This window comes from Amycolatopsis sp. NPDC047767 (assembly GCF_040704195.1).
GTDB lineage: Bacteria > Actinomycetota > Actinomycetes > Mycobacteriales > Pseudonocardiaceae > Amycolatopsis.
This window is the reverse complement of record NZ_JBEYSJ010000010.1, coordinates 25,245-36,935: the sequence shown is the minus strand read 5'-3', so window position 1 is coordinate 36,935 and position 11,691 is coordinate 25,245. Positions and strand designations below refer to the sequence as shown.

The 11,691-nt window shown below is 72.3% G+C and carries 10 protein-coding genes; 3 read left to right on the top strand and 7 right to left on the bottom strand.

The window, feature by feature from the left end; genetic code table 11:
• Positions 1-12 precede the first annotated feature (12 nt).
• Together AB0878_RS19755 and AB0878_RS19750 are read right to left on the bottom strand one after the other, a co-directional pair.
• Positions 13-1,266, bottom strand: coding sequence for an amidohydrolase family protein (locus AB0878_RS19755; protein ID WP_366581682.1), 1,254 nt, complete (start codon positions 1,264-1,266; stop codon positions 13-15).
• Positions 1,263-2,399, bottom strand: coding sequence for an aminotransferase class V-fold PLP-dependent enzyme (locus AB0878_RS19750; protein ID WP_366581681.1), 1,137 nt, complete (start codon positions 2,397-2,399; stop codon positions 1,263-1,265). The genes AB0878_RS19755 and AB0878_RS19750 overlap by 4 nt, the downstream gene beginning before the upstream one ends.
• Positions 2,400-2,563: 164 nt before the next feature.
• Here AB0878_RS19750 and AB0878_RS19745 point away from each other — a divergent pair, with 164 nt between their 5' ends.
• The 3 genes from AB0878_RS19745 (at position 2,564) to AB0878_RS19735 (ending at position 4,931) form a co-directional block, all read left to right on the top strand.
• On the top strand, positions 2,564-2,791 hold the full coding sequence (locus AB0878_RS19745; RefSeq protein WP_366581680.1) for a DUF3311 domain-containing protein: 228 nt from the start codon (positions 2,564-2,566) through the stop codon (positions 2,789-2,791).
• A 9-nt stretch (positions 2,792-2,800) separates the two neighbouring features.
• On the top strand, positions 2,801-4,306 hold the full coding sequence (locus tag AB0878_RS19740; protein ID WP_366581679.1) for a sodium:solute symporter family protein: 1,506 nt from the start codon (positions 2,801-2,803) through the stop codon (positions 4,304-4,306).
• 88 nt (positions 4,307-4,394) lie between these two features.
• Positions 4,395-4,931, top strand: coding sequence for an XRE family transcriptional regulator (locus tag AB0878_RS19735; protein ID WP_366581678.1), 537 nt, complete (start codon positions 4,395-4,397; stop codon positions 4,929-4,931).
• Positions 4,932-4,951: 20 nt separating this feature from the next.
• Here the strand turns inward: AB0878_RS19735 and AB0878_RS19730 are convergent, their stop codons facing one another.
• Genes AB0878_RS19730 through AB0878_RS19710 form a run of 5 tightly spaced genes read right to left on the bottom strand, consistent with a single transcriptional unit; the run spans position 4,952 to position 11,687 of the window.
• Positions 4,952-5,302, bottom strand: coding sequence for an extradiol dioxygenase (locus tag AB0878_RS19730; protein WP_366581677.1), 351 nt, complete (start codon positions 5,300-5,302; stop codon positions 4,952-4,954).
• 34 nt (positions 5,303-5,336) lie between these two features.
• The gene (gene sbnA / locus AB0878_RS19725) at positions 5,337-6,323 is read right to left on the bottom strand and encodes a 2,3-diaminopropionate biosynthesis protein SbnA (protein ID WP_366581676.1); all 987 of its coding nucleotides are present in this window, start codon (positions 6,321-6,323) and stop codon (positions 5,337-5,339) included.
• Positions 6,324-6,347: 24 nt separating this feature from the next.
• On the bottom strand, positions 6,348-7,418 hold the full coding sequence (sbnB, locus tag AB0878_RS19720) for a 2,3-diaminopropionate biosynthesis protein SbnB (protein ID WP_366581675.1): 1,071 nt from the start codon (positions 7,416-7,418) through the stop codon (positions 6,348-6,350).
• A complete protein-coding gene (locus AB0878_RS19715) occupies positions 7,415-8,419 on the bottom strand; it encodes a TauD/TfdA family dioxygenase (RefSeq protein WP_366581674.1) in 1,005 nt (334 codons plus the stop codon). The genes sbnB and AB0878_RS19715 overlap by 4 nt, the downstream gene beginning before the upstream one ends.
• A gap of 22 nt (positions 8,420-8,441) precedes the next feature.
• Positions 8,442-11,687: an amino acid adenylation domain-containing protein gene (locus tag AB0878_RS19710; RefSeq protein ID WP_366581673.1), complete on the bottom strand. Its 3,246-nt coding sequence runs from the start codon at positions 11,685-11,687 to the stop codon at positions 8,442-8,444.
• Positions 11,688-11,691 lie beyond the last annotated feature (4 nt).

The following is an 11,691-nucleotide window of genomic DNA, read 5'->3' as shown; positions in this document are numbered from 1 at the left end:
GCAACCGGAACCTCAGGAAGACCGGCCCGCCCCCTCCGTCATGGTGCGGCGCAGGCGTTCCCGCTCACGGTCGTCCGACGTGTCCGCGCAGGCGGGGCGCGGGTGGTGCCGCCGGCCGGCGGCGAGGACGAAGCGGGGCCGGTGCAGGGTCGACAGGTCGGTGGTCGGGTCGCCGGTCACGGCGATGAGGTCCGCGCTCAGGCCGGGAGCCAGCCGGCCGGTCACCGCGGACAGGCCGCAGACCGAGGCGGCGACGTCGGTGGCGCTCGCCAGGACGCCGCGGGGTGGCAGGCCCGATTCCGCCAGCAGGTCGAGGCCGTCGGCGTAGCGGTCGAAGTGGACGAGGGGGATCCCGGCGTCCGTGCCGGCCACGATGGTCGCGCCGAGGGCCACCAACCGGCTCAGGTTGTCGAGCACGGCGTCGCGTTCGTCCCAGGGGCAGAAGTACTCCGCGGCGGTGCAGGCGGAGTTCATGGTGGGGCTCACGGCGATGCCGCCGGCGACGATGCGGGCCGCGATGGCCGGGTCGAAGCGCGTGCCGGTGCGGGTGACCCAGCCGCAGTGTTCGATGCAGTCGACGCCGGCCGTCACGGCGCGGTCGATGCCCTCCACGCCCAGGGCGTGGGTCGTCACCGGGAGGCCGAGCGCGTGGGCCTCGGTCACCAGCGCGGTGAGCTCCGCGGTGGTGTAGCGCGCTTCCGACGGGTGACTGCCCGGCGTCATGAACCCGCCGGTGGTCATGACCTTGATCAGGTCGACGCCGTCCTCGGCGTGGCGTTGCACCCGCATGCGCAGTTCGGCGACGCCGTCCGCGACGCCGCCCATGGACTCGGCGTGGCCACCGGTCACGGTGATCGGCGCGTTCGCGGCGAGGATCCGGGGTGCCGCCTCGGGCAGGGTCGGCAGGAGGTCGCGGATCTCGGTGCCGAGCGTGCCGGGCGCGCCGAGATCACGCGCGGTGGTGACGCCGGCGTCCAGCAACCGCCGGGCATTGGCGATCATACGGTGGCGCAAGGTTTCCTCGTCGTCCGGCCCGGCGAGGCTGACGGCGCCGGCGGCGGGTTCGAGGGCCAGGTGCACGTGGCAGTCGATCAGGCCCGGCATGAACGTCGTGTCGCCGAGGTCGGTGGTGTCGTCGGCCCGCGGCGCTGAAGCGCGCGGGCCGGCGTAGGTGATCAGGCCGTCCTCGACGCACACCGCCGCGTCCTCGATCAGCGGTGCCGCCGAGCCGGTCAGCAGGCGCGCGGCCGTGTAGCGCTCGCTCATGCCGACCGCCGGTACTCCGCCAGCGCCGCGCAGAACCTCTCGACGTCTTCGCTGGAGTTGTAGTAGTGGAACGCGGCCCGCAGGATCGACCCGCGCGGCGACGTGACGATCCGCCGCTCGGCGAGGAACCGGCCCAGCGCGTCGGGATCGGCGTCGACGACGGCGACCTGCGGCCCCGGCCGGGCGTCGGGCATCGGACGGCTGAGCACCTCGCCCGCGTCGGCCAGCCGCGCGGTGGCCTCCTCGACGAGGCTCGCCACGTGCCGCCAGCGGGTCACCGGGTCCACCTCGGCCAGCACCTGGAGCCCGGCCTGGGCCGCGTACACCGCGGGAATGCCCGGAGTGCCGGACTCGAAACGGCGCGCCGCGGCCGGGCCGTCGAGCGCCACCGGGTCGAAGCCGAACGGGTCGGTCCGGCCGAACCAGCCGGTCATCGTCGGCCGCTGCTCGTCCTCGACGCCGGCGCGGGCGTACAGCGCGGCGACGCCCGGCAGCCCGAGCAGGTACTTCAGCGTGCCGGTCACCAGGTAGTCGCAGTCGATCTCGGCGACGTCGACCGGCACGACACCCGTCGCCTGGTACGCGTCGACGAGCACCCGCGCGCCGACCTCGCGGGCCAGCTTGGCGATCTCGTTGACCGGCTGCAGCGATCCGTTGGTGTAGAGCGCCAACGGAACTGACACGAGCCGCGTCCGCTCGTCGATCTGCGCGCGGTAGGCCTCGACCACACCGAGCTCGCGCATCGCCGCGTCGTCGACCCAGCGCATCTGCCCTTCGCCCGGCCGGCCCGCGTGCAGCACCTGGCCGACGCTGGGGAACTCGGCCGACATCGACACGACGACGTCCTCGTCGGCGAACCGCAACGCGCCGACGGCCTGGTACGCGGCGTGCGAAGCCGAAGGCACCAAAGCGATCTCGTCCGCGCTCGCGCCGAGGAAGGCCGCGATCGACGCCCGCAGACGCTCCACTTCGGACATCCACGGTCCCCACGGCGCTCCCTGGTCGCGCAGCAGGTACGCGAACTCGGCCAGCGCGGCGGTCACCCGGGTGGCGATGGCGCCCTGGCTGCACGACGCGAGGTGCGTCGTGTCGACGAGACTGGGGAACTGCTCTCGGAACCGCTGCGGGTCCACGAGTCACCTCCGTGCACGCTGATGGTCTTGGTCAGTCACAGTGAACATGCGAAAGCCTGGCTGCGCAATACCCGGGATGCCGGTTGACGGAGCAGGGGCCATCACCCACACTGATGCGAATTCATCACAGCTGAACACCTCGCCGTGTCCCCTCAGGAGCGCCCATGTCCGAACCCAAGCACCCGGCCCGCCGCCGGTGGCACTGGTTACTGCTGCTGATCCCGTTCGTCTGGTGCATCGCCGCCATCCCGCTGGCCAACCGCGTCGGCTACCTGTTCGGCTCGATCCCCTTCCTGCTGGCGTGGATGACCCTCGGCGTCCTCGCCGGGTCCGCCGCCATCGGCGCCGTCTACGTCATCGATCGCCGCAACGGCGATCTGGACCGGTTCTAGGAGCGCGCGATGGCCCTGATCCTGGCGTTGGTGATCGCGGTCGGCTCGATCGCGTGGGGCACGGTCGCCGCGGCCCGCGGCCGGAAGATGAACCTGCAGGAGTGGTCGGTCGGGAGCCGGCGCTTCGGCACCTGGCTGTTCTGGTTCCTGATGGTCGGCGAGACGTTCACGACCTTCGCGCTGCTGGGCGCGTCCCAGAGCGTGTTCAGCAACGGCGCGCCCGGCTACTACGTGCTGGGCACCATGGTGCTCACCGCGGCCGTCGGCTACTGGGTGGTGCCGCGGATCTGGCGCGCGGGCAAGCAGCACGGCCTGGTCACCATGGGCGACTACTTCACGACCCGGTTCTCCGCGCCGTGGTTCGGCGGGCTGATCGCGGTGTTCGGCATCGTCTCGCTGCTGCTCTACGCACAGGTGCAGCTGACCGGCCTCAGCCTCATCCTGGGCAGCCTGTTCGGCGACAGCCTGCCGTCGCTGGCCTACGTCGTCGCCGGCGGCGTGCTCGTGGCCGCGTTCGTGCTCGTCGGCGGGATGCGCGGCGCGGCGTTCACCGCCGTGGTCAAGGACGTGCTGCTCATCGCCGTGCTGCTGGTGATCGCGGTCGGCGCGGCGAGCGCGGCCGGGGCGAGCGGGCCGCTCGGGGTGTTCGACACCCTCAAGGACACCCAGCCGCACGCGGCGACGCTGCCCGGTATCAAGGGCACCGCGGCGACGAACACGTGGTGGTGGATGAGCTTCCTGCTGATCACGCCGCTCGGCTCGTTCGCGCTGCCGCACATGTTCCAGGTGTCCTACACCGCCAAGGACGTGGCGACGATCCGGCGCAACCAGGTGATCCAGCCGCTGTACTCGCTGTTCTACGTGCTGATCGTGCTCATCGCGCTGGCCGCCGTGCTGGCCCTGCCGAACCTGCCCGACAAGCAGGCCAACGCGTCGCTGCTGATCTTCGTCCACGACAAGTTCCCGAGCTGGGTGATCGGGCTGCTCGGCGGCGCGGGGATTCTCGTCGCGCTGGTGCCGACCGCGGTGCTGGTGCTGACCGCCAGCAGCCTGTTCACGCGCAACGTGGTGGGCGGCGTCTCGAAGAAGCTGGCCGGTTCGCTCACGATCTCCCGGGCCGGCGTGGTGGTCTTCACCGCGATCGTGGTGCTGCTCGTGGCCCAGAGCAGTTCGAAGCTGCTGACCATCATGACCAACGTGTACAGCGCCGTCGGGCAGCTGGCTCCGGCGCTGTTCCTGTCCATGCTGTGGCGGCGCGTCACGGCCGTCGGGCTGGCCGCGGGGGCGGTGTGCGGCGGGCTGATCGTCGGCGTTCCGCAGCTGGGGGCGCTCTTCGCGCACACGGTGCCGCCGGGCACGGTCATCGGCCTGCCCGCCCTGGTGGTCAACGTCGTCGTCACGGTGCTGGTCAGCCTGGTCACGCGAGCGCCCGCCGCGGCGGCGGTCGACACCGGGACCGGCAGCAGTGCGCCGGCCGAGGACCGGCAGCCCGTCGGTGAGGCCGCGCTGCGTTGATGGCGGCTCCGGACACCTTCCGGCCCCGGGCGCGCGCCCGGGGCCGGACACACCGCGGCCCGGCCGGGCGACCGACGATAATGGCCGGATGACCATGACCCGGATCCGTGAGTTCCGCACCCTCCGGGGCCTGACCGTCCGCGAGCTGGCGGACCGGGCCTCGGTGTCCACCGGGCTGATCAGCCAGGTCGAACGCGGCGTCACCGACCCGAGCCTGGAGACCATGCGGCGGATCGCCGAGGTCCTCGAGGTGCCCCTGTTCAGTCTCTTCCAGGACGGCGAGCACGACACCGTCGCCGTCATCCGGCGCGAGAACCGCTACCGCATCTCCTCGCCGCACCACGCGATCACCTACACCCGCGTCTCCCCCGGCGGCGCCAAGCTCGAGGTGCTCGAAGGCCGGCTGGAGCCGGGCGCGGTCTCGGCGGACACCCTGCGCTCGCACCCGTCGGAGGAGTGCGTCGTCGTGCTCACCGGCCGCCTGACGGTCGAGGTCGGGGACCAGGTGCACGAACTGAAGACGGGCGACAGCTGCCACTTCGACTCGAACATCCCCCACCGCTTCCGCAATGACGGGCGGACGAGCGCCCGGTTCATGGTGAGTGTGACGCCGCCGAGCTACTGACGACGGGCTCGCGGCCGGGCCTAGAGGTCCGTGGCGCGCGGGTGGTGCGGTTCGTAGATCCCCACCTGACTGCCGCCCGGGAGCCGGAAGCCGCTCAACCGCCCCCACCGTTCTTCTTCGACCGGTGCGCACGCGACGCCGGCGGCGGCCAGGTCGGCCAGCGTCGCGTCCAGGTCGTCGCACATGAGGTACAGCTCGTGGGACGGCGGGCCGTCGGTGGGGTGGACGGCGAGCTCGGCGGGCGGGAGCTTGAAGATCAGCCAGCCACCGCCGGCGTCGACGTGGGGGAAGCCGAGGACGTCGCGGAGGAAGGCGCGGTCCGCGTCGGCGTCGTGGCTGGAGACGATCACGTGGGCTCCGCTGATGGGCATGCGGTCACTGTCGCACACCCCACCCCGCGAAGGCTCATTCCCGCAGGAAACCCGCGGTCACCTCGTCGTCGGCGAGCACGTCGTCGCCGTAGAGGTCCTGGAGCCAGTTCGTCTGGTAGATCGTGTCGAGGTAGCGCTCGCCGAGGTCCGGCGCGATGGCGACGGCCGTGAGCCCGTGCCCCTCGTGTTCGGGGAGCCAGCGCATGGCGCCGCTGACGACCGTGCCCGTGGAGCCGCCGAAGAGGAACCCCCTGCGGGCCAGGCGGTGGCAGCTGCGGATGGTGTCGGCCTCCTCGACGGCGATCACCTCGTCCACATAGGACTCGTCGAGCAGCGCCGGCCGGACGCTGGTGCCGAGGCCGGGGATCATCCGGCGGCCCGGCGCGCCCCCGAACGTCACGGAGCCGGCGCTGTCCACCGCGACGATGTGGACCGGCCGGGGCCACTCGCGGAAGAACCGCGCGCAGCCCATCAGCGTGCCCGTGGTGCCCGCGCCGACGAACAGCACGTCGAGTTTCGGGAACTGGCGGGCGATCTCCGGCGCGGTGGTCCGGTAGTGCGCCTTCCAGTTGCCCGGGTTGGCGTACTGGTTGAGCCACACGTACCGCTCGTCGGTGGCACACAGCTCCCGCACCAGCGCGAGCCGCGCCCCCAGGAAACCACCGTCGGCGGCGGGCTCCGCGATGATGTGCACGCGGCTGCCCAGCGCCTCCATCAGGCGCCGGCTGGCCAGGTTGCAGCGCGAGTCGGTGACGCAGAGGAACCGGTAGCCCTTGCTGGCGGCGACCATGCTGAGCGCCACGCCGAGGTTGCCCGACGACGACTCGACGAGGATCGAGTCCCGCGTCAGGAGTCCCTGCCACTCCGCGGCCTCGACCATCTCGGTCGCGGCCTTGAGCTTGATCGACCCGGCGAAGTTGAACCCCTCGCACTTGAGGAACAACGAGTGCCCGAAGATCGACTCGAGGTCGACGTAGAGCTCTTCCTCGTTGAAGTCCGTGGGATCGGATATCACGGTCACGATGACCCCCTCCCTGGTGGCTCGTCAGCCGTACCGGCGCAGTTCGTGGAAGAAATCCGGGATGACGGTCAGCTCGCCGGCCCGGACCACCTCGTCGTAGACGTACTTGCCCACCGCGAGGTCGAGGACCCCGAGCCCGAACGGCGAGAACACCACGGGCCGGTCGACCGGCACGGAGACGCGGCCGGCCAGCACGTCGTCCAGCGTGCCGTCGAGGAACTCGCGCCCGCCCGTGAGCTGCTCGGCCAGGTGCGGCGAAGTACCGGCCTTGAGGCAGTGCTCGACGTCGTCGACGAAGTTGGCCGTGCTCAGCAGGAGCTCCGGCGCGAGATCACGCAGGGAAACGTGCAGCACCACCGGATCGTGGTCGAACCACGACCGCTCGGACACGTGCGGCCGGCCCGCCACGGTGGCGAACACGACCAGGTCGCTCGCGCGGATCAGCGACTCCGCCGACTCGTGCACCGTGATCCGCCCGCCGGAACCCGACCGCTCGAGGTACCCGCGGAACCCCGCGCCGCTCTCGGCCGACAGGTCGTGCACACCGATCTCGGCGAACTCCCAGCCGGTCCCGGCCAGGAAGGTGTGCACGTAGCGCGCGATGAGCCCCGTCCCGACGAACCCGACCCGGGTCGGCCGCGGCCGCCCCCGGCTGAGCGCCTCCGCGGCGCACGCGGCCAGCGCGGCGGTCCGCGTGGCGCTGATGATGGAACTTTCCAGGCACGCGAACGGGTATCCGGTGTCGTGGTCGTTGAGGATCAGCACCGCGGATGCGCGCGGAATGCCGGAAGCGACGTTCTCGGGGAAGCTCGAGATCCACTTCAGACCGTCCACTCGCACCTGTCCGCCGATCGAGGCCGGCAGCGCGATGATCCGGGACGCCGGGCGGTCGGGGAAGCGCAGGAAGTACGACGGCGGGTTCACCGTGCCGCCCGAGCTGTGCAGCCGGTAGGTGGCCTCGACCAGGTCCACGATCTCTCGCTCGCGCCCCGCGAGCGTTTGCCGCACCTGGCCGCCGCCGATCACGGCGAACGGGGGCACCGCGGTCGGCCCGCCGGCTTCGGCGCGGGCCGGGGTGGGTCGGATCGCCGTCATCTCGCACCCGCTTCGGCACTCGGCCCGAGGTCGGCCAGCCGCACCGGCTCGGCCAGCCCCACGAGGACCTCGCGGGGACCCTCGAACGGCTCCCGGCTGTGCGCGGTCCGGATGTTGTCCACCAGCATCAGGTCCCCGGCCTGCCACGGCTCGCGCACGGTGTTGGCCTCGTAGACCTGGTTGAGCAGCGCCACCACGTCCTCGCCGATCGGGTCGCCGCCCCCGAAGCTCGTGTTGAACGGCAGCGCGTCGGCGCCGTAGACGTCGACCAGGTACTCGCGGATCTCGGGATCCATGGTCCACTCGTTGAGGAACGCGACCTGGTTGAACCAGCAGCGCCGGCCGGTGACCGGGTGGGGCACGATCGCGCTGCGCCGCTGCCGGGTCCGCAACCCGCCGTCGGGCTGCCACTCGAACTCGATCGCGTTGCCACGGCAGTAGTCCTCGACTTCCGCCCGGTCGTCGGTGCCGAACGACTCGGCGACGGTCGCGCCGATCTCGTCGTTGTAGCTGCGGGTGAGCAGCCAGCCTTCCTGCTCGAACCGGCGGACGAGGTCCGCGGGCAGCGCGTCGAGCACGGTCGGCGAGTCGGAGACCGCCGTGGCGCCGCCTTCGGTGGGCGCGCCGAGGCAGGCGAACAGCAGCAGGCCGGGGAACTCGAGCCGGTAGCTGAGCTCGTGGTGCATGCACATCGGCTGGTTCGACGGCCACGCCGACGACGAGTACACCCCGGCCGAGTAGACCTCGCGCGCCGCGAAGGCCTCGCGATCCTTCATGCGGCCGCCGGCGAGCCGCTCGAACACGACGGCGACGTCGGCGGGTCCGCTCAGCCCGAGGCCGCGCACGAGCACGCAGCCGTGCTCGGCGACAGCCGCGCGCAGCGTGTCGCGGTGCTCGCTCGCCCAGTCCGGAGCACCGGCACCCGGTTCGGCCGGCAGCAGTGGAACCCCGCCCGGGCTCAGCTGCACTTCGGCGAGCGATGCCGACGTTGAGGAAATCATCTCTTGTCCTTTCGGCTCGAAGTCACGTGACGGGTACCGGTTCGACGGCGCGCAGCACGATCCGCGCGGTCTCGGCCGGGTTGGTGCGCGGGAAGTAGTGGCCGCCGCCGGCAATCGCCCGCACGTCGACGTGCTCGGCCAGCAGCCGCCATTCGCCGTGGCGATCGCGGAAGTCCACGGTGATCGGGTCGTCGTCCGCGGCGACGACGGTGACCGGGGTGGCCAGCTTCGCCGCCGGCGGGTTCGCCAGCGCGGAGGCGAGGTAGCTGTGCGCGGACACGCAGTCGTGCCGGAACGCCGCGCCGACCTGCTCGGCCCGCTGCGCGTCGAGCGCGCCGAGCGCGGGGTCGCCGCTGTCCGCGGCCAGCTCCGCGGCGATCGCGGCGTCGCTCAGCCGGCCCAGCTCGCTGATCGAGGCCCGCCGTTCGTCGGCGTCGCCGAGCAGCTGCGCGCCCACGAACAACCGCCGCACGTCCACCCCGCGCCCGGCGAGCCGCCGGGCCGTCTCGAAGGCGAACGCGGCGCCCGAGGAGTGGCCCCACAACACCACACGTTTCGGGGCGAGGTGCTCGATTTCCGCGACGACCTGGTCGACCACCCGCACCATCGGCGCGAACGCCTCGCGGTCGGCGGCCAGGTCGTGCCCGGGTAGCTCCACGGCGTACACCGCGAGGCCGCTCCCCCGCAGCGCCGACGCCAGCGGCCGGAAGTTCACCGAGTTGCCGCCGGCGTGCGGGAAGCAGACGAGCACGGCGTCGGGCGCCGCGGCCGGCTCGGTGAGCGGCTGCAGCAGCCCGCCGGCCTCGTCGCCGGCCTGGTCGTCGAGGAGCGCGGCCTGGTCGGCCAGCACCGGGTGCCGGGTGATCTCGGCGAGCGACAGCGCACGGTCCAGTGCGACGGCCAGCTTCACCGCCGAGAGCGACGTGCCGCCCCGGTCGAAGAAGTGGTCCCGCCGGCCGATCTTCTCCGGCGCGAGCCCGAGCACACCGGCCCACGCGGCCGCGAGCCGTTGCTCGGCGGGGGTCGCCGGAGCGTCGTGGACTTCGTCGGCGCCTTCGAGTTCCGCGGCCAACGCGGTCAGCGCCTTCTTGTCGATCTTTCCGTTGGCGGTCAAGGGAAGCTGCTCGCGCCAGTGGAACGCCGACGGGACCATGTAGGCGGGCAACGAACTGCTCAACCGAGCGTGCAGCGTCTCGTCGGACAGCGCCTCGGCGGCGGAGTAGAACGCGACCAGGTGCTTGCCCTGGCCGTCGCGCTCGGCGACCACCACGGCGCCGTCGCCGACCCCGGGCACGCGCAGCAGCGCGTTCTCGACCTCGCCGATCTCGATCCGGAAGCCGGAGATCTTCACCTGGCTGTCGCGACGGCCCAGGAACTCCAGCCGGCCCCCGGGCAGCCAGCGGCCACGGTCCCCGCTGCGGTAGAGCCGTTCGCCGACCCGGTGCGGATCGGGCAGGAACGCCGCGCGGGTGCGGGCGAGGTCGTTCACGTACCCGCGGCCCACGCACACGCCGGAGAACACGATCTCGCCGGGCGCGCCCAGCGGCACCGGCTGCAGGTGCTCGTCGACGACGTAGACGTGCACGTTGTTCACCGGCCGCCCGAGCGGGACGCGGCCTTCCGGCGGCCGGTCCATGACCTCGTGGTTGGTGTCGTCCGAGGTCTCGGTGAGGCCGTAGGCGTTGACCAGCCGGACGTCCGGGTACGCCGCGAACCAGCGCTGCACCAGCTCCTTCTTCAGTGCCTCGCCGGTCACCGACACGCACCGCAGGTCCGGCAGCGGGCGCGGATGACTCTCCACAAAGGACAGGACGGCTTCGAGGTACGACGGAACGACCTGCGCCACCGCGACCCGGCCCCGCGCGATCCGCTCGACGAACCGCTCGGCGTCGAGGATCACCTCCTGCTCGACGATCAGCGTCCGCCCGCCGACCACCAGCGGCGCCAGCAACTGCCACAACGAGATGTCGAAGCACTGGGGCGCGGTCTGCGCCACGACCTGGCCCTCGGTGATCCCCAGGTCGTCGATCTTGGCGTGCAGGTGGTTCAGCATCCCCGCGTGCTCGCACATCGCGCCCTTGGGCTCACCGGTCGAGCCCGAGGTGAAGTAGATGTAGGCGAGCTGGCGCGGCGTCACGTCGATCCCGAGGTCGGTGGCGGACCGGTGCTCGGCGCAGGCCGCCTCGACGTCCATCCGCACCGCGCCGGACAGCAGCTCCAGCGCGTGGTCCAGCGTGTCGCTGCTGCCGCGTTCGGTGAGCACCAGTTCGCAGCCGGCCCGCCGCAGCGTCTTCGCGATCCGCTCGGGCGGGAAGTGTGGTTCGACCGGCAGGTACACGCCCCCGGCCTTGAACACGGCCAGCACGGCGGTGAGCCAGCCGAGGTTCCGCTCGGTCACCACGGCCACCACGCTCTCCCGGCGCAGCCCCCGCGCGAGCAGTGCCCGCGCCAGCCGGTTGGCCCGCTCGTTGAGCTCGCGGTAGGTCCACGACTGCTCGCCGTGCACGGCCGCGAGCGCGTCCGGGTGCTCCCGCACCCGGTGCTCGAACAGCTCGTGCGCCCGCCGGTCGGGCAGCGGCCGCCGCGGGCCGGCGAGCCCGTCGAGCTGGAACCGCAGCTCGTCCGGGGCGAGCAGGCTCTGCGGCGCGTGCTCGGTGTCCGGGGCCGCCACCAGGCGTGCGAGCGCGGCGACGTGGTACCCGGCGATCCGCGCCGCCGCGGCCGCGTCTAGCACGTCGGCGCGGTAACGCACGTCGAGACGCCTTCCCCGGTTCGCGAAGCCGACGCGCAGCACCGTCGTCCCCGTGAGCTCACCGTCGCCGGAGGGGTCGAACACGGTCTCCGTGACCGGGCCGGGCACCCCCAAGTCGCGCCGCAGCTCGTCCACCGGGAAATACCCGTGCTCAAGCAGCTGTGACTCGGCCCGGTACGTCTCCGTCACCAGTTCCCGCCACGTCTCCGGCTCCGTCGTCAGGCGGCACGGCACCGGCGCGCCGGCCCGCACCGCGTAGCCGGTCACGACCTCGCGTTCACCGGTCAGCGCCGCGAGCACCCTGGCGTGCGCGGCGAGCAGCACCGCGCTGCCCGGAATCCCCAGCTCCCGAGCCAGCCGGCGCACTCCGGCCGCCACCGGGCCGGGCAGCCGCACGGTCGTCGTCCCCGCGCCGGTATCCGAACCCGAGGTCCAGCGCGGCACCGTCGTGGCCCCGCCGGCCACGAGCACGTCGCGCCAGAACCGGAAATCCGCTCTGGGCAGTGGCTCTCCCATGTGT

Bases quoted from the DNA above. Each gene is read 5' to 3' on its own strand.
- AB0878_RS19755 (WP_366581682.1), bottom strand. From the start codon at position 1,266: ATGAGCGAGCGCTACACGGCCGCGCGCCTGCTGACCGGCTCGGCGGCA.
- AB0878_RS19745 (WP_366581680.1), top strand. From the start codon at position 2,564: ATGTCCGAACCCAAGCACCCGGCCCGCCGCCGGTGGCACTGGTTACTG.
- AB0878_RS19740 (WP_366581679.1), top strand. From the start codon at position 2,801: ATGGCCCTGATCCTGGCGTTGGTGATCGCGGTCGGCTCGATCGCGTGG.
- AB0878_RS19735 (WP_366581678.1), top strand. From the start codon at position 4,395: ATGACCATGACCCGGATCCGTGAGTTCCGCACCCTCCGGGGCCTGACC.
- AB0878_RS19730 (WP_366581677.1), bottom strand. From the start codon at position 5,302: ATGCCCATCAGCGGAGCCCACGTGATCGTCTCCAGCCACGACGCCGAC.
- sbnB (WP_366581675.1), bottom strand. From the start codon at position 7,418: ATGACGGCGATCCGACCCACCCCGGCCCGCGCCGAAGCCGGCGGGCCG.
- AB0878_RS19715 (WP_366581674.1), bottom strand. From the start codon at position 8,419: ATGATTTCCTCAACGTCGGCATCGCTCGCCGAAGTGCAGCTGAGCCCG.
- AB0878_RS19710 (WP_366581673.1), bottom strand. From the start codon at position 11,687: ATGGGAGAGCCACTGCCCAGAGCGGATTTCCGGTTCTGGCGCGACGTG.